This window comes from Sphingobium sp. B2, from assembly GCF_007693735.1.
In the GTDB taxonomy this organism is placed as follows: Bacteria; Pseudomonadota; Alphaproteobacteria; order Sphingomonadales; family Sphingomonadaceae; genus Sphingobium; species Sphingobium xenophagum.
Map to the genome: position 1 here is coordinate 110860 of NZ_VDBZ01000001.1, position 23058 is coordinate 133917.

Sequence of the window (23058 nt, forward strand, 5' to 3'; positions counted from 1 at the left end):
GATTACCGCTCCTTGGTCGCGCTGAACTTCAGCTTGGGGTGGCGTTCCTGCTGATAGCCGATGTCCCATGCGCTGCGGGCCATGAATACCAGCGCGCCATCGCGGTCCTTGGCCATGTTGGCCGCGTTGAAGCCGACGAAATCCTTGATCGCACCCTCATCGCCACTGATCCAGCGGGCCGTATCGAAGGGTGACGGCTCCAGCGCGGCGGCGACCTTATATTCCGCGTCCAGCCGGGAAATCAGCACTTCCAGCTGCAATTGCCCCACCACGCCGACGACCCAATTGCTGCCGATTTCCGGGTAGAATACCTGGATCACGCCCTCTTCGGACAGGTCATCGAGCGCCTTGCGCAGCTGCTTGGTCTTGGTTGGATCTTTCAACTGGACCCGGCGCAATATTTCCGGCGCGAAATTGGGCAGGCCGGTGAAACGCAGCCCCGGTTTTTCGCTCAGCGTATCGCCCACGCGCAGCGCGCCATGGTTGGGAATGCCGATAATGTCGCCGGGATAGGCCTCGTCCGCCAGTTCGCGGTCCTGCGCGAAAAAGAGGATCGGCGAATGGACCGCCAGCGCCTTACCCGATCCGCTGGGCGTCAGCTTCATGCCGCGCCGGAACTTGCCCGACACCAGCCGCATGAAGGCGATGCGGTCGCGGTGCATCGGGTCCATATTGGCCTGCACCTTGAAGATGAAGCCGGTGACTTCGCTGCCCTCCGGCTCGACGGCGGCAGGTTCTGCGGGCTGCGCGCGCGGCGGCGGGGCGTGGGCCGCCAGCGCGTCGATCAACTCGGTAACGCCGAACAATTTGAGCGCGGAGCCGAAATAAACCGGCGTCAGGTCTCCCTGACGATAGCGGGCAAGGTCGAATTCGGCATAGCCGCCCTGCGACAATTCGGCCTCCTCGCGCAATTTCTCCAGCCCGTCGGGCGACAGGAAATCGGCGAGTTTCGGATCGTCCAGCCCGGTAAACTGGTGCCGGGTGCCGTCAAATTCGCGGCTTGGCCCGCTGGGCTGCATCAGCCGGTTGGTGGCAAAGTCATATATGCCCTCAAACTCGCCGCCCATGCCGACCGGCCAGCTCATCGGGCATACGTCCAGTTGCAACTGGTCCGCCACCTCGTCGAGCAGGCCGAACGTCTCGCGGCCCTCGCGGTCCACCTTGTTGACGAAGGTGATGATGGGCAGGTTGCGCAGACGGCACACCTCGAACAGCTTGCGCGTCTGCGGCTCGATACCCTTGGCCGCGTCGATCACCATCACGGCGGAATCGACGGCAGTCAGGGTGCGGTAGGTGTCCTCGCTGAAATCTTCGTGACCCGGCGTATCGAGCAGGTTGAACGTGATCGTCTCGCCATCGCGCGTCCGCTCGAACGTCATGACCGATGATGTTACGGAAATGCCGCGCTGCTGCTCGATCTTCATCCAGTCCGAACGCGCACGCCGGTTCGCACCGCGCGCCTTGACCTCACCGGCCAGATGGATCGCGCCACCCTCCAGCAGCAGCTTCTCGGTCAGCGTGGTCTTGCCGGCGTCAGGATGGGAAATGATCGCGAAGGTGCGGCGGGATGGAATGGTCATGATGATTTTCTGGGTCGGGAGTAATAAAGCCGTTCGCCCTGAGCGAAGTCGAAGGGCCATGCCGAGCGGAGGCGAGGCACTTCGGCTTCGCTCAGTGGAGGGCTTCGACTTCGCTCAGGGCGAACGGAATCTAGGTTGCGCCGTTACACGTCAACAAGGCTGACGTCCATGCGGAAGGCGCGGCTCTCGCCCGGTGGCAGCGCGATGATGCCCTGCTTTGCCCACACATCGCCTTCGAACCCGACCAGATCGGCCATCCCCGCCCAGGGTTCGACGCACAGATAATGGGCGCCCGGCTTCTGCCAGAGGCCCAGCCATGGCGTATCGGGAAAGTCGATCTTCAGGCGCGTCTGGCCCGGCACGCCCCAGAGCAAGGAGCGGCTGGCGAGATCGTCCCAGATCAGCGCATCCCCTTCGAACATGGCATGGCTGGGGACCAGCGTGTCGCCATCGACCGGGGACGCCACGGCTTCCCGCGCGATCAGGCCGGGTTCCGCGCCCACCTTGCGGATCGGCGCGGGCTCTGGCTTTTCAAAGATGATGCGGTGATCCTCCAGCGCGCCACCATAGGGCAGGGGCCAGGCGAAGGCGGGATGATAGCCGAAGGAAAAGGGCATGACAGCCTCCCCCCGGTTGGTCACGGTCGCGGTCATGCACAAGCGCGCGCCCTCGATCGCGAAACCCATGTCGAGCCGGAAGGCGAAGGGATAGACAAGCAGGCTCGCCGCATCCGCTTCCAGCCGGAAGGTCGCGGCGCTGTCGCTGCGTTCGACCAGCGCAAAAGTGCTGCGGCGGGCAAAGCCGTGCTGGGGCATGGCATAATCGCGCCCGTCCAGCCGATAGGCATCGCCGCGCGACCGCCCGACAAAGGGGCAGAGCAAGGGGGCATGGCTCGTCCACCAGCGCGGGTCGGCGGCGGTCATCAACTCGCGCCCCTGCGCATCGCGCAGCGTTCAGAGTTCCGCGCCCTGGGCGGATATGGTGGCGTCAAGCTGGTTCGAAGCGATGCCTGTCTCTTATACACATCTAGATGTGTATAAGAGACAGGGCATGGCCCGTCCACCAGCGCGGGTCGGCGTCGGTCATCAACTCGCGCCCCTGCGCATCGCGCAGCGACCAGAGTTCCGCGCCCTGGGCGGATATGGTGGCGTCAAGCTGGTTCGAAGCGATGCCGACCGGTGCGTCTGTCACGTCCTGCTGTCCTCCTGTTGAAGCGGGCCTGCCTTAACGCCGATGCCGTCGCCTGTCTCGCCCCGACGCGCGCTCGTTTCGCAAGGGAACCGAAAGATTGCATCGCTGGTTTTGTCGGGCGGGAGACATGATCATGAAACTATACGCAATGGCCGCGCTACTATTCTGTTCGACATCGGCGCTGGCGCAGGAAGCGGAAAAGCCAAAGGATGAGACGTTCAAGAAGGCGGGCAATATCGCCAGCCAGCCGGTCCGCGACATTGGCCTGGACAAGGACGAAATACCGCCGGTGCTGGTGAAGGCAGTGGAAAATCCCTATGCGCCTCCTCCATCGCGCAGCTGCAAGGGGCTGAAAGCATCGCTGGGTGAACTGAACGCGGTGCTGGGCGAGGATTTCACCGTCGGCGCCAAGGCGAACGAGAATCGCGCGGGCAAGATTGCCGAGGCGGTCGGCAAGACGATCGTCAATTCGCTCATCCCGTTCCGCGGGCTGGTGCGGGAAATCAGCGGCGCCGCGCCGCAGGAACGGCGTTTGCAGGCGGCGATCACGGCGGGGATCGCCAGACGCGGCTATCTGCGCGGCATGGCGACGAGCAAGGGCTGCAAGATCACAAGCTGAGCATATTCCTCGCCATAACCCCCTGGGGGTATGCGGGCATCCCACCGGCTGCATAGAGACGATGGAAGGTGGTCTGACTGCCTGCCGATGACTGGATCATTTGCGACCCATGGTCTGGTCATCGGCCCTTGGTTCGCATGGGTCAGACCGGTGCGGCAACCGCAATGCGCTCTTTCGCGCATTTCGAGACAGACGTTCGTCAGTCACGTCCTGCCTTCGCTTCACCATGCTTTCATGCTAGGTCGCCGTCCATATAGTGGCGAGACCCATGATGAACGACCTGACCCAGACCCCTGAAATGCTGATCGCGATGATGGGCGCGCGCGCCCGTCGCGCGGCGCACATCCTCGCGCAGGCAAGCGACGAGCAAAAGGCCGATGCGCTGCGCCGCGCGGCACAGGCGTTGCGGGACGAGGCACCGGCGATCATCGCCGCCAATGCACGCGACATGGATAATGCCGCCGCCAATGGCCTGTCGCCCGCCATGCTCGACCGGCTGAAGCTGGATGCGGGCCGGGTCGCCGCCACCGCCGACGGCGTGGAGCAGGTCGCGGGCCTGCCCAATCCGCTGGGCAGCGTGATCGACAGGAGCGTGCGCCCCAACGGGCTGGAACTCAGCCGCGTGCGCGTGCCGCTGGGCGTGATCGGCATCATCTATGAAAGCCGCCCCAATGTGACGGCGGATGCCGCGGCGCTCTGCCTGCGCGCGGGCAATGCCGTCATTCTGCGCGGCGGCAGCGAAGCCAGGGAAAGCAACCGCGCGATCCTGAGCGCGATGGCAGAGGGGATCGTGGCCGCTGGCCTGCCCGCCGATGTCGTGCAACTCATTCCCACGACCGACCGCGCCGTCGTGGGCGCGCTGCTGCGGGCCAGCGAATTTATCGACCTGATCGTGCCGCGCGGGGGCAAGAGCCTGGTCGCGCGGGTGCAGGAAGAAGCGCGGGTGCCGGTGCTGGCCCATCTGGACGGCATCAACCACAGCTATGTCGATGGCGCGGCCAACCCCGCGATGGCGCGGCAGCTGGTCGTGAATGCCAAGATGCGCCGGACGGGCGTGTGCGGCGCGACCGAAACGGTGCTGATCGACCGCGCCTATGGCGACGCGCCCGCGCTGGTGAAGACGCTGCTAGACGCCAGATGCGAAGTGCGCGGCGACGAAGCGGTGCAGGCGATGGACGCGCGCGTCATCGCGGCGAGCGAGCAGGATTGGGACACCGAATATCTCGAAGCGATCGTGTCGATCCGGCTGGTCGATGGCGTCGACGGCGCGATCGACCATATCGCCGCCCATGCCAGCCACCATACCGACGCGATCATCACCGAAGATGCCGAAACCGCGGCGCGCTTCCTGAACGCGGTCGACAGCGCAATCGTGATGTGGAACGCCTCCACCCAATTTGCCGATGGCGGCGAATTCGGCCTGGGCGCGGAAATCGGCATCTCCACCGGCCGCCTCCACGCCCGCGGCCCGGTCGCGCTGGAGGGACTGACGACCTACAAATGGATCGTCCGCGGAACGGGGCAGGTTCGACCGTAAAGGGTGGGAAGCGGACTGTCGGCTTTACGGGAGCAAGCATCGTAAAGGAGACATGAATCTCACCGTCACCCCAGCGAAGGCTGGGGTCTCAGGCGTAGATGCGCTACAGTCCGCTCTGGCGCGGGGCGGCTACACCTATGTGATGACCAATAAGCCAAGGGCGTTCTCTATATCGGCCGCACAGCCGACATCGCTGCGGGCACTGAAAAAATTCGAAACGACACTGGCTCCAGCTTGTGGAAGAAGCCAATCCAGATTGGCGGGATATGTCAGACGTTTTCTTCTGACGCTTGAGACCCCAGCCTTCGCTGGGGTGACGATGAAGAAAATGGCCGATTCCAAGTCAGGGTGCAGCATATTCCAGTGGCAATTTCTTGATCGTTCACTACCACTCCCTTTTCGTCATGCCGGGCTTGACCCGGCATCCCGCTTTTCTTCGCCCAGATAGCGGGGGCCACATAAGCCTGTCATGCGTCCGCCCAAGGGTCCGGGGCGACGGTGAGGCCTACCCCTTCACCACCGCATCTATCGCCTTGAGCTTTGCCAGCATCGGCGCGACCCAGTCGAGCGGGAGCATGACCGGCCCGTCGGACGGCGCATTGTCCGGGTCCTGATGCGCTTCGGCGAAGATCGCGGCGACGCCCGCCGCCACCGCGCTGCGCGCCAGCACCGGCGCGAACTCGCGCTGGCCGCCCGATGCTGAACCCAGGCCGCCGGGCTGCTGGACCGAATGGGTGGCGTCGAATATCACCGGATAGCCGGTCTCACCCATCACCGGCAGCGCACGCATGTCGCTGACCAGCGTGTTATAGCCGAAACTCGCGCCGCGTTCGGTCAGCAGGATGCGGTCATTGCCGGTCGAGGCGACCTTTTGCGCCACCGCCGCCATGTCCCACGGGGCCATGAACTGCCCCTTCTTGACGTTGATCACCGCGCCGGTGCGTCCGGCGGCGAGCAGCAGGTCGGTCTGGCGGCACAGGAATGCGGGGATCTGGAGGATGTCGACCGCCTGCGCAGCGGCCTCGACCTGTCCCGCATCATGCACGTCGGTCAGGACCGGGCAGCCCAATGTCGCCTTCACTTCCGCTAGGATCGCCAGCCCCACGTCGATGCCGACGCCGCGCTGGCCCGACACTGATGTCCGGTTCGCCTTGTCGAACGAGGATTTGAAGATGAACGGCACGCCCGCCTGCCCCGCGATCCGCGCCAGCGCATCGGCCATGAACAGCGCATGGTCGCGGCTTTCGATCTGGCAGGGGCCGGAAATGAGGACGAAGGGCAGGTCGTTGCCGATGGTGATCGGGCCGACCTTCACATGGTGGGGAACAGTCATGCCAGTCACTTGGGCGCTTTGGCAAAGCGCCGCAAGAGCTGGCCGCGCCACAGTCCCTTGCCCGGATGATAATTCCAGCAGAACCAGCCGAAGCACAGGCAGGCGATCAGCGAAGGCAGCGCCATCGGATCGCCATTGGCCTTCATATGGCGGTAAAAGGCCATGTCCGCGCGCCACCGGTCCCGCTCGCTGCCGCCCCCGTTGATGCCATAGACATTGTCATGCTTCCTACAGCCGATGTTTCGGTTGTATTTACGGTGGTCTATGAAATAGCAGTAGTCGCGTTCGGGTGTGCTCATGACCCGATTAGGGCCGGGGCAGTGCAAAAATTCAAGCGTAAAGTCTTTTATCTTGGCGGTTTTGATCCGCGCGGCGTGCGTTTTTACCACCAGCTCTATCGCGACCAGGCCGGTCGGTATGACCGGCTGACGGGCGAGGGCGTGACCGTGGGCGGACGCCGCGCCGGGCCTGCGGGATCGGTCGTCTCGACAATCTGGTCGGTCGACAATGAACAGGCCGGGGTTGAGACCGACTATGAATTTCTCCGCTGGGAGGATCTGGTCGGCAAGGTGTGGATTCGCAATCCGCTCACGCTCGCCTTCCGCTCCATCGCCACCTATGTCGGCCATGGCCGTTTCATGCAGTTCAAACGGATGAAGGCGCTGCGCCCCGGTCCGGTGCTGCCCATCTGTTATCCGCCCTTTCTGGCAGTGATGATCCCGCTGCTGTTCGCGCTGCTCTCCGCTTTGCTGCTGTGGAGCGTGCTGCCATTCTGGGCGGCGGCGCTGGCGGGGATCGGCATCAGCGCGATGGCATCGGGCAAATGGCTCAACAAGCTGGTCGTGCCATGGCTGCTGCGCTTTACCTATTATCACCACACGCTCGCCGCTGGCGGACCAGGCGACGCGCTGGACGCGCGGCTCGATGCCTTTGCCCGGCGCATAGCCGACGAACTGGACGAACCGTGGGACGAGGTGCTGTTCCTCACCCATAGCGCGGGCACGATCCTGGGCATGTCGGTGATGCGGCGCCTGTTCGACCTGCGCGGCATGGCGCTGCCGGATCATTTCGCGATGGTGGGCATGGGGCAGGTGGTGCCGGTCGTGGCGCTACGGACGGACGCACACTGGTATCATGCTGATTTGCGCGCGCTGGCGGACAAGCATTTCCGCTATGTGGATCTCAGCTTCCCGCCCGACGGCGCGGCCTATTTCAACGTCAATCCGCTACTGCTGGAAAGCGACACGCATGCCGCGCGGGTCGACATGCTCTCGCCGCGCTTCCACCTGTTCTACGATCCTGAAAATTATCATGGCGGCTGGTCGAACAAATATGAGGCGCATTTCGACTATTTGCGGGTAGGCGATCGCCTGTCGCCGGTCGATTTTCTCAGCCTCACCGCGGGCCGCCGCACCCTGGACGACGCCATCGCCGCTTTCCGGACGATTCCATGACAGAACCGCTCTTCACCCCGCCTTTCCCCCAGCCCACGCGCAACAAGCGCACGATGCTGCGGCGCTTCTTCATCGGCTGGCACAGCTGGATTCATGTGCTGTTCGAAAAAAGCTATACGATGAAGATGGGCGAGGTGCGCGGGCGCGGGCAGCTCATGTATATCGCCAACGAATTGCCGCTGGTGGACCGTATCCTGAAGGGCGGGACCGAATTTCCCAAACATGCCGAACTGGTCAAGGGGCTGTCGCCGCTGATCGGCAACAGCGTCTTTTCCGCCAATGGCGTGGACTGGGAAAATCAGCGGGCGATGATCAATCCCGCCTTCGCCCATACCGCGATGAACAAGACGATGCCGCTGATGGTGGAGGCGGTCGCAGCCTTCCTGGCGCGGATCGACGGGATGGACCGCCGCAAGGCGATCAACATCGACGCGATGATGACCCATGTGGCCGCCGACATCATCTTTCGCACGCTCTTTTCCCAGACGCTGGATACCAGGCGCTCCTTCATCATCCATCAGGCGTTTGGGCGGTTCCAGCGCTATTCCCATTCCGCCTCCATGCTGAGCCTCTATGGCTTCCCCAGCCGCTGGTTCGAACGCTGGTCGGAACGGCCCGCCAACGCCATTCGCGGCGTGTTCGCGCCGATCGTGGAGGAACGGTTCAACGCCTTCCATGCCGGGCAACCCGCGCCGCACAAGGACATACTCCAGTCGCTGATCGAGGCGCGGCATCCGCAGACGGGCGCGCATTTCACCTTGAAGGAGGTGATGGATCAGGTTGCGACCATCTTCCTGGCAGGCCATGAAACCTCCGCCAGCACCATGACTTGGGCGCTCTACCTCCTGTCGGAATGCGCCCATGTTCAGGAACGCGCACGGGCCGAAGTGATGGCGGTGGCGGGCGACGCGCCACTGACCCCAGCGATGCTCAAGGACATGGGCGTGGTGCGCAACGTGTTCAGGGAAACGCTGCGCCTCTATCCCCCGCTCGCCTTCTTTCCGCGCGAAGTGCCCTGCCCGATGCAGATGCGCGACAAGAATCTCGTCCCCGGCGCGATGCTGGTCGTCGCCCCCTGGCTGACCCAGCGCAACAAGGATAACTGGGCCTGCCCGCACAGTTTCAATCCTGATCGGTTCGACGATCCGGCCAATGCCGACATGATCAAGCAGGCTTGGCTGCCCTTCAGCCGCGGCCCGCGCGTGTGCGTGGGGGCCGGCTTTGCCCAGCAGGAGGTGATGACCGTGATCGCCGACGTGCTGCGCCATTATCGCCTGTCGGTGCGGCCCGGCTACAAGCCCGAACCGATTAGCCGCCTGACCGTGCGCCCGCGCAAGGGGATGATGCTGATGTTCGAGAAGATTGGCGTTTGACCCCACCCCCGTTGGCCGTCACGCCATCTCTTCCTCCGGCACGACATCGACCATCGCCTGGATGCTCTGCCCCCCGCCGCCCACGAACAGGCCGTCCATAGGCGCGACATCGGCATAGTCGCGGCCCATCGCGACGAAGATGTGGCCGTTGCCGGTGATGCAGCCATTGGTGGGATCAAAGCCGATCCAGCCGCGCGTCGGCCCGCACCACAGCATGACCCAGGCATGCATCGCGTCCGCGCCGATCAGCCGCGGGCGGCCGGGCGGCGGATCGGTGCGCAGATAGCCGCTGACATAGGCGGCGGGCAGCCCCGCCAGCCGCAGCGCGACCACCATGACATGGGCGAAATCCTGGCATACGCCATGGCGCGCGGCAAAGGCGTCGGCGACAGGCGTGCTGGCGTCGGTCGCGCCGGGATCATAGGCGAACTCCGCCCGGATGCGCAGCGCCAGCGCCAGCGCGGCGGCGACCACTGGCCGGTCCGGGTCCAGCCCGTCGCCGACCCAGTCGCCAATGTCCGCCAGCAACGGCGCGCGGGTGGAGGCGTAGAGATAGAGGGCCGGGGCCGACGCGCTCATGTCGCGATCGGCCAGCGCGGCGTTCGCCACCGCGCCGATGGCGGGGTCATCGGGCTGGGGTTCGGGCGGGGCGCTGTCAGCCACGCCGACACGAAAACGGCTCTCGATCGTCAACTGGCGGATCGGGCTTTCGATCACCAGTCGGGCGACATGAACCGGCCAGGCGCCGGGCCGCGATTCGATGGTGGAGGGGGCGGGATCGACCGTCAATGCATAGTCGGACGTCCATTGTCCGGCCCAGGGCGCGGGGCGCAGGCGCAGGTTGAACCGGGCCAGCCGCATCGGCGCGGCATAGCGCAATATGGTCTGGTGGCGGACATGGTAGATCATGACAGCAGGTCCGCTCCATCGGCCTTTTCCGCCTTGCGCACTTGCAGGAAATAGCGCTGGCCGATGGCGTCGGACAGGGCCAGCAGGCGGCTTTCGACGTCGTCAATGTCACCGATGGTCAGCATGTCGCCGGTCAGCGGGCTGAGCCGGGCGACCAGTGCATCGGCCAGGCGTCTGGGTTCCTCCGGCATCCCGTCCGTGCGCAGGGTCGGCAGGGCGGCGACATGGTCGGCCAGACGCTGCGCCTGATAGACGATGGCGCGCGGATTATACGGCTCCAGCGCGACAAGATCGCGCACCGGCGGCAGCGCCGGGCCGGTCAGATAGCGGGTACGATAGCTGATCTGGCTATCATTAAGGTCCAGCAGGACGGTCAGGTCGTCCGCGCTCGCGCCTTCGCCGCCGAACAGGCCAAGCAGGCGGCAGCCATTGATCGCTCGCTCCATCCGGCGGCCCATATCGTGAAAGCGCCAGCCCTCGCTCCGGCCCATATTTTCCGCCGCCAGCCCCGACAGCGCCGAAATCCGCTCGATCATGCGCGACGATGCGTCGAGCAGGGTTTCGGTCACCGCGCCGTCGAATGTCGGCAGCGGCAGGCGAACGAGCCGCCAGAAGTCGCTTGCCAGCCGGTCGCGCAGCCCTTCGCCGATATTGCCGACGCTGGCCATCAGCGCCCGGACGCTACCCGATTGGCGCGCATCGCCCAGCGCGGTCGCACAGATCGGGCCGATGGGGCCGCCGCCATCACGGGCGATCGCGCCCCACAGCACCAGTTGCCCGACCAGCCGGTTCATCGTCGGCGACGCGACCGACGGGCCAAGGTCCGCCTCTATCGATCCGCCGACGATGGCGCGGATCAGCCGCAGCGTCATTTCCGTCCGCTCGATATAGCGGCCCAGCCAATAGAGATTGTCCGCCGCCTTGGCCGGCAACATCCCGCCGATCCGCCGGATCGCGGGCGCGCCGCCGCCCAACAGGGTGTCGGGCGGCACGGCCACGCTATCGACCACGCACATGTCGGCGGACATGTCGCCCTTGCCCATCAGCGCGGCGCGGATGTCGCCATGGCCCGCCAGCCGCGCAAAGGCGCCGGGCATCACCCGCCACTGGCCCTGCGCGTCGCGCGCCACGAACACGCGCAGGGTGAAGGGCAGGGGGGTGAGGCGCCCGTCGACCACCGCCGGGGTGGTGGACAGCTTCACCACTTCCTGTCCCACATAATCCATCGGCCGCCGCGCCATCGCTTCGGCCAGCATGGCGCGCTGCGGCGCGTCCAGCGCCGATCCGGGGGTGAAGCGCGCATCGGGCAGGCCCGCCACATCCTGGTCGAAGGCCGATCCGACGACCAGTTGATCCAGCCGGTCGCGCACATAGGTGCGCTCCCCTCTCTGCCCGCACCACCAGGTTGCGATATTGGGCAGGATCAGGTCCGCGCCCAGCAGCGCCTTGCTCAGTTGCGGCAGGAAGGCAGCGAAGGCGCGCGATTCGATCACGCCCGCGCCCGGCCAGTTGCTCAGCACCAATCCGCCGCGCGCGCAGGCGTCGAACAGGTCGGGCACGCCGATGCGCGACTTGCTGTCGAAGGCCAGCGGGTCCATGAAGCGGCTGTCCATCCAGCGCCACAAACCATCGATGCGCTTCAACCCCTGGATGGTGCGGACGAACAATTGCCCGTCGGTGACGATCAGATCGTCGCCCTCGACCAATAACAACCCCAGATACCGGGCCAGATGCGCCTGTTCGGCATAGCTCTGGTTGAAACGACCCGGCGTCAGCAGGCCGATGCGTGGGTCCGATCGTTCGCAATCGGCGGCCAGTCCCCGGCGCAGATCGTCGAAAAAGGGGGCCAGCCGCCGCGTGTTCATCGCGCCCAGCAGGTCGCCGGTCGCACGCGACCAGGCCAGCCGGTTTTCCAGCGCATAGCCAACGCCCACCGGCGTCCGTACCCGGTCGGCCAGCACGCGCCATTCGCCCGCCGGGCCGCGCCCGATGTCGGCGGCATAGAAATGCAGGTGATGGCCGCGCGGGGGCGGGGTGCTGTTCATCACCCGCCAATAATGCGGGCTGCCGGTGATCACGCTGGCGGGCAGCTTGCCGTCGCGGACCAGCGACTGGCTCCCGTAAATATCGCCTATCACCTGTTCCAGCAATTCGGCGCGCTGGGCCAGACCCTGCTCGATATGCGCCCACTCGGCCGCATCGATCAGCATCGGGATCGGCCCCAATGGCCAGGATCGTTCCTGTTCGTCGCCGGTCAGGCGGAACGCCATGCCCAGGTCGATCGCCTGCCGCGCGACATTGTCCGCCAGCATGGCCGGGTCGCCCTGCGCCTGCGCCGACAGCCGGTCCAGCATCGTGCGCCAGCGTATCTGCATGGCGGGCGATGCACCGGCGAACAGGTCGCCCGCCGGTGCATTGGCCAGATAGGCGTCGGCCCAGTTCGCATATATGGCGGTTTCCACCCGGTCGCCCTTACGCGCCCGGATGCCTGAAACGCAGGTCGAGCGTCATCGGAAATTCACCGGCCGGTTCGGCGGCGGGCATATCGACCGGGCCGGGGGTGTGGCCATGGTCCTGAAAGCGCGCCTTGCGCCGCGCTTCGGCTTCATATCCGTTGATCGGCAGCGTGTCGTAATTGCGCCCGCCCGGATGCGCGACATGATAGACGCAGCCGCCCAGCGACCGGCCGCTCCAGCTGTCCAGCACGTCAAAGGTGAGCGGCGCGTTGACGGGCAGGTTGGGGTGCATGCAATTGGCGGGCGCCCATGCCTTGTAGCGGACACCGCCAACCCCTTCGCCCGGCACCGACGTCGCCGTCATCGGCACCTGCCGTCCATTGCACGCAACGATATGCCGCCCGGCCACCAGACCCGTGGCGCGGACCTGCAACCGCTCGGTCGAACTGTCGACATAGCGCACCGTGCCGCCGATCGCCCCGGTTTCGCCCAGCACGTTCCACGGTTCGAGCGCATGGCTGATCTCCAGCCCCACGCCGCCCGCGTCGACACTGCCATGGATGGGGAAGCGGAACTGCCGCTGCGCCTCGAACCAGTTGGGATCGAAATCATAACCCGCGGCCCGCAGGTCGGACAGGATTTCCAGAAAATCGGCCCAGACGAAATGGGGCAGCATGAAGCGATCGTGCAGCGTCGTCCCCCAGCGCACCAGATTGCCCTGCTGCGGCTGCCGCCAGAACCACGCCGCCAGCGCCCGGATCAGCAATTGCTGCGCCAGGCTCATCCGCGCTTCGGGCGGCATTTCAAAACCGCGAAACTCCAGCAGCCCCAGCCGTCCGGTCGGCCCATCGGGCGAGAACATCTTGTCGATGCAGATTTCGGTGCGGTGGGTGTTGCCCGTCACATCGACCAGCAGGTTGCGGAACAGCCGATCGACCAGCCAGGGGGCCGGGGGTGCGCCTTCCCCGGCAAAGGGATTGGGCACCTGCGCCAGCGCGATCTCCAGTTCATAGAGGCCATCATGCCGCGCCTCGTCGATGCGCGGCGCCTGGCTCGTCGGCCCGATGCACAGGCCCGAAAACAGGTAGGAAAGCGAAGGGTGCCGCTGCCAGTAGAGGACGAAGCTCTTGAGCAGGTCGGGCCGCCGGATGAAGGGCGAATCGTTGAGCGTCGGGCCGCCCAGCACGATATGATTGCCCCCGCCGGTGCCGACCGACCGGCCATCGACCATGAACTTGTCGGCGGTCAGGTCGCATTCGCGGGCATAGGCGTATAGCTGTTCGGTGATCGCGACCGTTTCGTCCCAACTGGATGCGGGATGGACATTCACCTCGATCACGCCGGGGTCGGGCGTGGCTTTCAGCACCGCGATGCGCGGATCGGGCGGGGGCGAATAGCCCTCGATCCGCACCGGAATCCGCAACGCTTCGGCTGCCGCCTCGACCTCGGCGATCAGCTCCAGATAATCTTCCAGCGCCTGTACCGGCGGCAGGAATACCGACAGATAATGGCCGCGCGGCTCCACCGTCACGGCGGTACGGACCGCCGCTTCGATGATCACCTGTTCCCCCCGGTCCTGCGCGGCCCTGCCGCCCTCCGGCCCGCCGACCCGCTGCGATTGCTGCGCGCGCACCTCCTCGACCTCGGCCTGCTGCATCACCTGCGCCCGAAAATCGGGCAAAGGCTCGCGCGGCTCTGTCTCTTATACACATCTAGATGTGTATAAGAGACAGGTCCTGCGCGGCCATGCCGCCCTCCGGCCCGGCGACCCGCTGCGATTGCTGCGCGCGCACCTCCTCGACATCGGCCTGCTGCATCACCTGCGCCCGAAAATCGGGCAAAGGCTCGCGCGGCTCACTGGTGTCGCGGGGGTGGATATAGGGATAGTCCGACGGCGGGACATAAGGCAGCGACCCCAGCGGCAGGCGATACCCCAGCGCCGAATCCCCCGGCACCGCGAACAGCTTGCCGCGCCGCAATTGCCAGATTTCGCTCTGCCAGCGCGGCGTGCTCGCCTGCGACTGCCAGCGCTGCACCGGCAGGACATAGCCGACCGGCTGGTCCAGGCCACGCTCGAACGTCTTGACCATCCGCGCGCGCGCTTCGGGATCGCTGATCTTGGGATCGTCGGTGGTGGCGTTGATCGGCAGTTCCGATTCCTTGATCGACCAGACCGCCGGATCTTCAAAGACCGCATGGGTATAGTCGTCGGAAAAGCCCATATGGGCTGCCATATGGCTCAGGAAAGCGCGGGCGTCGTCGGGCGTCACGCTGCGCGCGCCGTCGGGCGCATCGTCGGGCGCGATCAGGCTTTCATCGTGCCAGATCGGCGTGCCGTCCGTCCGCCAATAGACGGCATAGGCCCAACGCGGCAGGCTTTCGCCCGGATACCATTTGCCCTGTCCATGATGCAGCAGGCCGCCCGGCGCGAACTGGCCGCGCAGCTTGCGGATCAGCCGGTCGGCATAGGCCGCCTTGGTCGGGCCGACCGCATCGCCATTCCATTCGCCCGCATCGCCGCCATCCACCGCCACGAAGGTCGGCTCGCCACCGATCGTCAGCCGCATGTCCTGCGCCTGCAAATCCGCGTCCACCTTCGCCCCCAGCGCCATTACCGCGTCCCATCGCTTGTCGGTGAAGGGCTTGGTGATCCGCACCGCCTCGGCAATGCGGCTGACGGTCATCGCGAAATCGAAATTGACCTCGGCAGGTTCGGCCATGCCGCTGATCGGCGCGGCGGACTTGTAGTGCGGCGTCGCGCAGAGCGGGATATGGCCTTCGCCCGCAAACATGCCGCTGGTCGCGTCCAGCGCCACCCAGCCCGCGCCCGGCACATAGGCCTCTGCCCAGGCGTGCAGGTCGACGACATCCTGGCTGACCCCCTTTGGCCCCTCGATCGGCTCGACGTCCGCGACCAGCTGGATCGAATAGCCAGACACGAAGCGCGCGGCAAAGCCCAGCCGACGCAGCAATTGCACCAGCAGCCAGGCGGAATCGCGGCATGACCCGGTGCCGATCTCCAGCGTCTCCTCCGGCGTCTGGACGCCCGCTTCCATGCGGATGACATAGCCGACCTGCTGTTGCAGGCGGCGGTTCACCTCGACCAGGAAGTCGACGGTACGGCTTTCATGCCCGGCATATTGGTCCACCATCTTTTCGAACAGCGGCCCTTGTGGCTCGACATCGAAATAGGCGGCCAGATCGGTTTTCAGCTGCTCGTCATAGGCGAACGGATAATTTTCCGCGTACGGCTCCACGAAGAAATCGAACGGGTTGATGATGTCCAGATCGGCCAGCAGGTCGACCTCTATCGTGAAATGATCGACTGGCTCTGGAAAGACGATGCGCGCCAGCCAGTTGCCGTGCGGGTCCTGCTGCCAGTTCAGGAAATGCCCCGCCGGCTCGATTTTCAGCGCATAATTGGGCACTTTGGTCCGGCTGTGCGGCGCGGGGCGCAGGCGGATGACCTGCGGACCAAGCCGGATCGGGCGGCTGTAGCGATAGGCAGTGCGGTGGTGGAGCGCGGCTTTGAGCATGGCGGGATCAAACGCTACCCCCTGTTGCAATGCAATATGCAAATGGTTCGGGGGGCAAAGAATCTGCGCGGCTCCGGCCCGCCCCGGCGATGCAGCGACAAGTCACTGGACCCCGCCCGCCAAACCCATTACCCTTGCCGCCATCCCCGGGGGACCGTCCGCAGACGGTTGAGAGGCGGCTTTGTGGCCGCGACCCGCTGAACCTGATCCGGCTAACACCGGCGTAGGGAGGGTTAAGCGCGCACTCACACCGCCCGCATTCTCTCTCTTTCGCTGCAAGGAGAGTGACTTATGGCAGACGTCCCCGCCCGTACAGAGATGCCCGAAGCCGAAGGCTTCATCCGCCGGCAGGCGGCAATGAACGTTACCACTGGCGCTATCCGTGGATCGAAGAAAATCCATGTCGGCCCGCTCAACGTCGCAATGCGCGAAATCACGCTGGAACCGGGCAGCGGCGAGCCGCCGGTGCGGGTCTATGACACGTCCGGCCCTTATACCGATCCCAATGCGCAGATCGACATCATGGCGGGCCTGCCGCAATTGCGCCGCGACTGGATCATGGCGCGCGGCGATGTGGAGGATTATGATCCGCGCGCAGTAAAGCCCGAAGATAACGGCCTCAAAGGCCCGGATCGCTCCGGCGGCGTCGCCCAATTCCCCGGTCATCACCGCCGTCCGCTGCGCGCCAAACCCGGCGCGAATGTCAGCCAGATGCACTATGCCCGCCGCGGCATCATCACGCCGGAAATGGAATATGTCGCGGAACGCGAAAATCTGGGCCGCGCGCGCCTCGCCGAATATATCCGCGACGGGCAGGATTGGGGCGCGGCCATCCCCGATTATGTGACGCCCGAATTCGTCCGTGACGAAGTCGCGCGCGGCCGGGCGATCATCCCCAGCAACATCAACCACCCCGAATCCGAACCGATGGCGATCGGCCGCAATTTCCTGGTCAAGATCAACGCCAATATCGGCAACTCCGCCGTCGCCAGCGACGTCGCGTCCGAAGTCGACAAGCTGGTCTGGTCGATCCGCTGGGGCGCGGACACGGTGATGGACCTGTCCACGGGCCGCAACATCCATGACACGCGCGAATGGATCATCCGCAACTCGCCCGTGCCGATCGGCACCGTCCCCATCTATCAAGCGCTCGAAAAGGTCGGCGGCGTGGCCGAGGAACTGACCTGGGATATTTTCCGCGACACGCTGATCGAGCAGGCCGAACAGGGCGTCGATTATTTCACCATCCATGCGGGCGTCCGCCTCGCCTATATCCCGATGACGGCGAAGCGCGTCACCGGCATCGTCTCGCGCGGCGGCTCGATCATGGCGAAATGGTGCCTCAGCCATCACAAGGAAAGCTTCCTCTACGAGCATTTCGACGAGATCACCGAAATCTGCAAAGCCTATGACATCGCCTACAGCCTGGGCGACGGCCTGCGCCCCGGCTCGATCGCCGACGCCAATGACGAAGCGCAGTTTTCCGAACTCTACACGCTCGGCGAACTCACCAAACGCGCCTGGGCGCAGGATGTGCAGGTGATGATCGAGGGGCCGGGCCATGTCCCCATGCACAAGATCAAGCAGAATATGGACAAGCAGCTCGAAGCCTGCGGCGAAGCCCCCTTCTATACGCTGGGGCCGCTCACTACCGACATCGCGCCGGGATACGACCATATCACCAGCGGCATCGGCGCGGCCATGATCGGCTGGTACGGCACGGCGATGCTCTGCTATGTCACGCCCAAGGAGCATCTGGGCCTGCCCGACCGCGACGATGTGAAGGTCGGCGTCGTCACCTACAAGCTGGCCGCCCACGCCGCCGATCTCGCCAAGGGCCACCCCGCCGCCAAGGTCCGCGACGACGCCCTGAGCCGCGCCCGCTTCGAATTCCGCTGGCGCGACCAGTTCAACTTGAGCCTCGATCCCGACACCGCCGAACAATATCACGACCAGACGCTCCCCGCCGAAGGCGCGAAGTCAGCCCATTTCTGCTCGATGTGCGGCCCCAAATTCTGCTCGATGAAAATCACGCAGGAGGTCCGCGATTTCGCCGCAAAGCAAAATCAGGACGCCGACACCTTCATCGCCGCCAATCCTCCCCGGCACGGGGAAGGGGACCGTCCGGCGCAGCCGAACGGTGGAGGGCGCGCACCGCTGGACGCCGCCACCGCTGAAAAGGGTATGGCGGAAATGAGCCGGGTGTTCAGGGAAACCGGCAGCGAGCTATATATGGGCGCTGGGGACAGGGAACGGGATTGAGGGGTAGGATGATCCGGTATTGGCTGAACAGATTTTTGGGACGATCGGTCCGGCAACCGTTGGCTGTAGCTAATTACTCTCCGTTGCCGCCGCATCCAGCCAATGTGCCGGGCACATTCTATGTTGAGGATGGTTGCTGCATATCCTGTGGCGTTTGGGAAGATGTGGCCCCCGATCTGCTGGCTTGGGTACCCGATGGAGAAACGCCACATTGCTATGTTTCCCATCAGCCAGAAACCGAGGATGAGTTTGGTCGGATGATGGACGCAATGCACGTTGGTGAAGTGGATTGTATCAGAGCGCGGAATTGCCGCCCCGATTGGGCGGAGCATTTAAGAAGGGCAGGACTGGGCGATCAGATCGATTCCGATTAAATTGGCAATCGCGACATATTGCGTTATAACTCCCGTATGAACACCCCCCTCAAAATCACGAAAATCGGCAATAGCGCCGGGGTCATCCTGCCCAAGGAGTTGCTGGCGCAGTTGCGCGTCGGGCCGGGGGACATGCTCTATGTCACGCAAGCGCCCGACGGTATCCGGTTGACCGCCGCCGACCCCGATTTCGGGGCCAAGATGGATTTGGCCGAACAGATTATGCGGGAAGATCGCGATATATTGCGCGTTCTGGCGAAGTAAGCGCGCATGGCTGATCCCGATGGGGACCGGCGCGAACCGGTCTGGATCGAAAAGTCCGTGGCGCTGGCGATTCATGACCGCCAGCTGGCCGAACATGGCGGCGGCACCGGCGTACGCGATGACGGGTTGCTGGAATCGGGGCTGGCCCGTCCGCTCAACCAATGGGCGTATGGCGATGATGATCCTTGTCAGCTGGCCGCGGCCTATGCGTTCGGCATCGTCCGCAACCATCCCTTTGTCGATGGCAACAAGCGCACCGGCTGGGTGCTGGCGCGCCTGTTCCTTGCGCTCAATCAGGTGGCGCTGACCTTCGATCCCACCGACGCCACCCGCACGATGATCGCCTTTGCCGCCGGCAATCTCACCGAAACCGACCTGGCCGACTGGTTCCGCCAGCATATCGCCGCCGCCTGAAGCCCGCGCCTGTCCTACGGCGCCGGTTGCTGCTAACCTGCGCCCCGGCTCCTTCCCACCGTCTGCTTTTCCTGCCCCGACAGCGCACCCTCGCGTTGCTCGTCCGCCGACTTTGGGCAAAATTTCCATGCGCGACATGGGCGAAGTTTGCGAACTTCCGCGCCGATTACATCTTGCGACAATTCCCGCTGGCCATTGCCAATATTTTGCGACAACTGCCCGCTAGAGGAGAGGCAAGAGACATTGTCCGGGGGTAAATGCGTGCGCCGATCCACTTCGTTCGTCCTGTTGTCGCTAATGCTGGGGGCCGCGCCCGGCGCGCTGAGGGCGCAAGGCGCGCCGCAGGCCGATCCGCAAATGGACGATGGCGAGGAAATTGTCGTCACCGGCCAGCCGCAGCGCGGCGCGGTGCCGGGCAAGATCGAGCCTGAGCAACAGCTTAGCAGCGCGGACGTACGGGCGCTGGGCGTGACCTCCATTTCCGAACTGCTCACCGAATTGTCGCCCCAGACCAACGGATCGCCCGTCATCCTGCTCAACGGCAAGCGGATTTCCAGCTTTTCGGAAATTTCCGACCTGCCCTCCGAAGCGGTCGCGCGGGTCGACATATTGCCCGAACAGGTCGCGCTCTCATACGGCTACGCCGCGACGCAAAAGGTCGTCAATATCGTCCTGCGTCAGCGTTTTCGCGCCGAAACCGTCGATCTGCGCGGCGGCACCACCACCGATGGCGGGCGCGACAATGGCCAGGCGGAGGGCGGCTTCCTGCGCATCCGGGGCGATAATCGCTTCACCCTGAACGTCAAATATCGCCGCGCCGCGCAATTGCTGGAAAGCGAGCGCGGCATTCTCAACACCGGCGCGTCCCGCCTCACCGCCACCACGCGCGGCGCGGAAATCGACCCGGCGCTCTCCGCACTGGCAGGCGCGATCGTGACCCAGACCGGCGTTCCCGCCAGCGCCGCGACGGCCCTGCCGACGCTGGCCAGTTTCGTGCCGGGCGCAACGACAAGCGACGCGGTCGACCTCACCCCCTATCGCACGCTCAGCCCCGCGACCGAAAATTTCAGCGCCAATGCGACCCTGGCCCGCGCCCTGGGCGGCGTGTCGGCGACGATCAACGGGCGGCTGGAACTGTCCGACAGCGATTCGCTGCAAGGCCTGTCGCGAGCCGCGTTGACCCTGCCTGCGGGCAGCCCCTTCTCCCCCTTTGCCAATGACGTCGCGCTCTCCCGCTATCTGGTTCAACCCGGCGCATTGGGGCAGCAGGTGCGCGGCACGACGGCGCATGTCGGCGTCACGCTGAACGGGCGGCTGGCGGGTAGCTGGCAATGGTCCTTCACCGGCAATGGCGACCTGTCGATCACCCGTACCCGCACCGACAGGGGCGTGGCGACCGGCGCGATCCAGGCGGCGCTCGATGCCGGCGACGCCAGCGTCAATCCCTATGGCAGCTTCGCGCCCGACCTGCTCGCCACCCGCCTGACCGACCGCGCACGGGCGAAGTCGCAGGCGGTGCAGGGCGACCTGCTGATCAGCGGCGCCTTGTTCGACCTGCCAGCCGGGCAGGCGATGACGTCCGTGCGGATCGGTGCATCGGCCAATGGCTTTGAAAGCCGCTCCACCCGCGCCGGAATAGAAAGCCGGTCCGACTATAACCGTGAAATCGGCAGCGGGCAGGTCAGCATCGACCTGCCGCTCACCAGCCGGTCTAGGCATGTGCTGGGCGGCATCGGCGATATTGGCGTGAACCTCAACCTCGCCGCGCAGCAGCTTTCCGACTTCGGCACCCTTTCGACGCTCGGCTATGGTCTGCGCTGGCAGCCGGTCAAGGCGGTGCAGCTTTTGATGTCCGCCAATCAGGATCGCGCCGCGCCAACCGGCACGCAGATCACCGACCCGCTGGTCGCGACCCCCAATGTCACCGTGTTCGACTATGCGACCGGACAGAGCGTGTTCGTCACCCAATTGTCGGGCGGCAATGCGAACCTGCGCGAAAGCGTGCGAGACCAGTTCCGCCTCAGCGCCAATATCAAGCCGTTCGAAAAGCCCAATCTGACGTTGACCGCCACCTATCTCAACAGCCGCACCAGCAACCCGATCGCCGCTTTTCCTTCACCCACCCCGGCGATCGAGGCGGCGTTCCCCCAACGCTTCCTGCGTGACGCGGACGGCAATCTGCTACAAATCGACACCCGCCCGCCCAATTTCCTGGCGGCGCAGAGCGAGCAACTGCGTTGGGATTTCAATCTGTCGATCCCGATCAAGTCGCATATCCAGAAGCTGTCTCTTATACACATCTAGATGTGTATAAGAGACAGGCCATAGGGATTGACGCTGTCTCTTATACACATCTAGATGTGTATAAGAGACAGGCTTCAAATCGACACCCGCCCGCCCAATTTCCTGGCGGCGCAAAGCGAGCAACTGCGTTGGGGTTTCAATCTGTCGATCCCGATCAAGTCGCATATCCAGAAGGTCGTCGAAGCCTGGCGCGCGGCAGGCGCCAAGCCGGAAGACCGTCCGCCCGAATTGCAGGCCCTGTTTGGCAATCGCCAACCCCGGCCCGAAGGTGCCCGCCCACCGGGCGAAGGCGGCGACCGGCCACGCGGCGAAGGTGGCATGGGTACTGGCGCTGGACGTTCCGGCGGTCGCGGCTCTGGTGGCTTTGGCGGTTCGCGTGGCCCCGGCGGCGGTAGCGGGCGGCTGAGCTTCAGCCTCTATCACACCTGGCATCTGACCGAGAGCATCACCATTGCGCCCGGCGTGCCGCAACTCAACCTGCTGGATGGCGACGCGACCGGATCGTCAGGCGGCCAGCCGCGTCATGAACTGGAAGGGCGGATCGGCTATATGAATAACGGCATCGGCGCGCGGCTGGGCCTGGACTGGGAAAGCGGCACCCATGTCGATGGCGCGCTTGGCGGCAGTTCGCGGCTCGATTTTGGCAGTCTGGCGACGGTCAATCTGCGTCTGTTCGCCAATCTGGGCCAGATGCCGCAACTGGTGAAATCCGTGCCGTTCCTGCGCGGCGCGCGATTGTCGATCGGTATCGACAATATCTTCAACCAGCGTCGCGAGGTCACCGACGCAAGCGGAATGACGCCGCTGCGCTACCAGCAGGATTATCTCGACCCGCTGGGCCGCGCGGTCACCATCAGCTTCCGCAAGCTCTTCTTCCCCAATTTTGCCGCCAATAATGGGCCACGTAGTTAAATGGGTGTTAGCCACGTCTAAAGCATGGTCCGCCCCGGTCGTTATGATGCTCATAAACGGTTCGGGGAGACGGCAGATGAAGCCTATCAGAATTGTGGTGGTCGACGATTCGCTCACCATCCGCGCGATGATCGAAACGCTGCTCGAACGCGACCGCCGGGTTGAGGTGGTCGGCATCGCGCGCGACGGGGTGGAAGCGATAGAGATGATCCGGGCCGAAAAGCCCGATGTGGTGACGCTGGACATCGCTATGCCAGGCAAGGACGGCATGACGATATTGGACGAGATCATGGACATGGAACCATGCCCGGTGATCATGCTGTCCAGCCTGATGCGCGACGGCGCGCCGATCGTCGCCGAAGCGATGGACCGGGGCGCTGCGGCCTGCTTCAACAAGGCGATGATCGTGCGGGAAGCCACCCGCTTCGTGACCCTGATCAAGAGCGTGGCGCGCGGCCTGATCGAGGCGGAAGCGGAACCGGTCGCGATCGCCGCCTGACCAGATATGGACAAGGAAAAGGGGGGGCCGAAGCATATCGC

The 23058-nt window shown here is 64.8% G+C and carries 17 protein-coding genes, 3 pseudogenes and 1 riboswitch; of the genes and pseudogenes, 11 read left to right on the forward strand and 9 right to left on the reverse strand.

The genetic code is table 11. The features are described from left to right. Window positions 1-2: 2 nt before the first annotated feature. The 3 genes and pseudogenes from FE851_RS00550 to FE851_RS00560 all read right to left on the reverse strand — a co-directional run bounded on the left by FE851_RS00550 (window position 3) and on the right by FE851_RS00560 (window position 2771). On the reverse strand, window positions 3-1580 hold the full coding sequence (locus tag FE851_RS00550) for a peptide chain release factor 3 (RefSeq protein ID WP_017181161.1): 1578 nt from the start codon (window positions 1578-1580) through the stop codon (window positions 3-5). Window positions 1581-1723: 143 nt separating this feature from the next. Next, a pseudogene (locus FE851_RS00555) lies at window positions 1724-2587 on the reverse strand (aldose 1-epimerase family protein). 19 nt (window positions 2588-2606) lie between these two features. Continuing rightward, entirely contained in the window at window positions 2607-2771 is a 165-nt protein-coding gene (locus FE851_RS00560; protein ID WP_409994463.1) for a hypothetical protein, read from the reverse strand. Between the two features lie 133 nt (window positions 2772-2904). On the opposite strand from FE851_RS00560, the gene FE851_RS00565 reads away from it, so the two are divergent. From FE851_RS00565 to FE851_RS26615, 3 genes are all read left to right on the forward strand, one after another. Next, window positions 2905-3390: a hypothetical protein gene (locus tag FE851_RS00565; protein ID WP_026002066.1), complete on the forward strand. Its 486-nt coding sequence runs from the start codon at window positions 2905-2907 to the stop codon at window positions 3388-3390. Between the two features lie 271 nt (window positions 3391-3661). Then, window positions 3662-4927 (forward strand): glutamate-5-semialdehyde dehydrogenase, encoded by a 1266-nt coding sequence (locus FE851_RS00570; RefSeq protein WP_145203966.1) that lies wholly within the window; start codon window positions 3662-3664, stop codon window positions 4925-4927. Between the two features lie 52 nt (window positions 4928-4979). Next, entirely contained in the window at window positions 4980-5375 is a 396-nt protein-coding gene (locus FE851_RS26615) for a hypothetical protein (RefSeq protein ID WP_261370818.1), read from the forward strand. Window positions 5376-5432: 57 nt separating this feature from the next. On the opposite strand, the gene kdsA is transcribed toward FE851_RS26615, so the two are convergent. After that, complete coding sequence (kdsA, locus tag FE851_RS00580; RefSeq protein ID WP_145198973.1) at window positions 5433-6260, reverse strand: 3-deoxy-8-phosphooctulonate synthase; 828 nt, start codon at window positions 6258-6260, stop codon at window positions 5433-5435. A 5-nt stretch (window positions 6261-6265) separates the two neighbouring features. After that, window positions 6266-6559: a hypothetical protein gene (locus tag FE851_RS00585; protein WP_017181156.1), complete on the reverse strand. Its 294-nt coding sequence runs from the start codon at window positions 6557-6559 to the stop codon at window positions 6266-6268. 21 nt (window positions 6560-6580) lie between these two features. On the opposite strand from FE851_RS00585, the gene FE851_RS00590 reads away from it, so the two are divergent. Together FE851_RS00590 and FE851_RS00595 are read left to right on the forward strand one after the other, a co-directional pair. Beyond that, entirely contained in the window at window positions 6581-7714 is a 1134-nt protein-coding gene (locus FE851_RS00590; protein ID WP_145198976.1) for a hypothetical protein, read from the forward strand. Then, window positions 7711-9087 carry a cytochrome P450 gene (locus FE851_RS00595; protein WP_145198978.1) on the forward strand — a complete coding sequence of 459 codons (1377 nt, stop codon included), beginning with the start codon at window positions 7711-7713 and terminating at the stop codon, window positions 9085-9087. The genes FE851_RS00590 and FE851_RS00595 overlap by 4 nt, the downstream gene beginning before the upstream one ends. An 18-nt stretch (window positions 9088-9105) precedes the next feature. Here the strand turns inward: FE851_RS00595 and FE851_RS00600 are convergent, their stop codons facing one another. Genes FE851_RS00600 through FE851_RS00615 form a run of 4 tightly spaced genes read right to left on the reverse strand, consistent with a single transcriptional unit; the run spans window position 9106 to window position 15988 of the window. Beyond that, complete coding sequence (locus FE851_RS00600; RefSeq protein ID WP_019052198.1) at window positions 9106-9996, reverse strand: transglutaminase domain-containing protein; 891 nt, start codon at window positions 9994-9996, stop codon at window positions 9106-9108. Beyond that, the gene (locus FE851_RS00605; RefSeq protein ID WP_145198981.1) at window positions 9993-12458 is read right to left on the reverse strand and encodes a circularly permuted type 2 ATP-grasp protein; all 2466 of its coding nucleotides are present in this window, start codon (window positions 12456-12458) and stop codon (window positions 9993-9995) included. The genes FE851_RS00600 and FE851_RS00605 overlap by 4 nt, the downstream gene beginning before the upstream one ends. A 10-nt stretch (window positions 12459-12468) precedes the next feature. Beyond that, on the reverse strand, window positions 12469-14133 hold the full coding sequence (locus tag FE851_RS00610) for a transglutaminase family protein (RefSeq protein ID WP_261370819.1): 1665 nt from the start codon (window positions 14131-14133) through the stop codon (window positions 12469-12471). A gap of 31 nt (window positions 14134-14164) precedes the next feature. Continuing rightward, window positions 14165-15988, reverse strand: coding sequence for a transglutaminase family protein (locus tag FE851_RS00615; protein WP_409994464.1), 1824 nt, complete (start codon window positions 15986-15988; stop codon window positions 14165-14167). A 137-nt stretch (window positions 15989-16125) separates the two neighbouring features. Beyond that, window positions 16126-16235, forward strand: a riboswitch (TPP riboswitch). A gap of 44 nt (window positions 16236-16279) precedes the next feature. Here FE851_RS00615 and thiC point away from each other — a divergent pair. The 6 genes and pseudogenes from thiC to FE851_RS00645 all read left to right on the forward strand — a co-directional run bounded on the left by thiC (window position 16280) and on the right by FE851_RS00645 (window position 23017). Continuing rightward, window positions 16280-18250 carry a phosphomethylpyrimidine synthase ThiC gene (gene thiC / locus FE851_RS00620; RefSeq protein WP_409994465.1) on the forward strand — a complete coding sequence of 657 codons (1971 nt, stop codon included), beginning with the start codon at window positions 16280-16282 and terminating at the stop codon, window positions 18248-18250. 410 nt (window positions 18251-18660) lie between these two features. Beyond that, window positions 18661-18888 carry an AbrB/MazE/SpoVT family DNA-binding domain-containing protein gene (locus tag FE851_RS00625; RefSeq protein WP_145198984.1) on the forward strand — a complete coding sequence of 76 codons (228 nt, stop codon included), beginning with the start codon at window positions 18661-18663 and terminating at the stop codon, window positions 18886-18888. 6 nt (window positions 18889-18894) lie between these two features. Then, entirely contained in the window at window positions 18895-19302 is a 408-nt protein-coding gene (locus tag FE851_RS00630) for a type II toxin-antitoxin system death-on-curing family toxin (protein ID WP_145198986.1), read from the forward strand. Between the two features lie 261 nt (window positions 19303-19563). After that, window positions 19564-21567, forward strand: a pseudogene (locus tag FE851_RS00635) (TonB-dependent receptor); the annotation flags it as partial. A 192-nt stretch (window positions 21568-21759) separates the two neighbouring features. Beyond that, window positions 21760-22518 (forward strand): annotated as a pseudogene (locus FE851_RS00640) (TonB-dependent receptor); the annotation flags it as partial. Window positions 22519-22594: 76 nt separating this feature from the next. Next, entirely contained in the window at window positions 22595-23017 is a 423-nt protein-coding gene (locus tag FE851_RS00645; protein ID WP_026002061.1) for a response regulator, read from the forward strand. The last annotated feature ends 41 nt before the right edge of the window (window positions 23018-23058 follow it).

Bases quoted from the DNA above. Each gene is read 5' to 3' on its own strand.
- FE851_RS00550 (WP_017181161.1), bottom strand. From the start codon at position 1,580: ATGACCATTCCATCCCGCCGCACCTTCGCGATCATTTCCCATCCTGAC.
- FE851_RS00565 (WP_026002066.1), top strand. From the start codon at position 2,905: ATGAAACTATACGCAATGGCCGCGCTACTATTCTGTTCGACATCGGCG.
- FE851_RS00570 (WP_145203966.1), top strand. From the start codon at position 3,662: ATGAACGACCTGACCCAGACCCCTGAAATGCTGATCGCGATGATGGGC.
- FE851_RS26615 (WP_261370818.1), top strand. From the start codon at position 4,980: ATGAATCTCACCGTCACCCCAGCGAAGGCTGGGGTCTCAGGCGTAGAT.
- kdsA (WP_145198973.1), bottom strand. From the start codon at position 6,260: ATGACTGTTCCCCACCATGTGAAGGTCGGCCCGATCACCATCGGCAAC.
- FE851_RS00585 (WP_017181156.1), bottom strand. From the start codon at position 6,559: ATGAGCACACCCGAACGCGACTACTGCTATTTCATAGACCACCGTAAA.
- FE851_RS00595 (WP_145198978.1), top strand. From the start codon at position 7,711: ATGACAGAACCGCTCTTCACCCCGCCTTTCCCCCAGCCCACGCGCAAC.
- FE851_RS00600 (WP_019052198.1), bottom strand. From the start codon at position 9,996: ATGATCTACCATGTCCGCCACCAGACCATATTGCGCTATGCCGCGCCG.
- FE851_RS00615 (WP_409994464.1), bottom strand. From the start codon at position 15,988: ATGCTCAAAGCCGCGCTCCACCACCGCACTGCCTATCGCTACAGCCGC.
- thiC (WP_409994465.1), top strand. From the start codon at position 16,280: ATGGCAGACGTCCCCGCCCGTACAGAGATGCCCGAAGCCGAAGGCTTC.
- FE851_RS00625 (WP_145198984.1), top strand. From the start codon at position 18,661: ATGAACACCCCCCTCAAAATCACGAAAATCGGCAATAGCGCCGGGGTC.
- FE851_RS00630 (WP_145198986.1), top strand. From the start codon at position 18,895: ATGGCTGATCCCGATGGGGACCGGCGCGAACCGGTCTGGATCGAAAAG.
- FE851_RS00645 (WP_026002061.1), top strand. From the start codon at position 22,595: ATGAAGCCTATCAGAATTGTGGTGGTCGACGATTCGCTCACCATCCGC.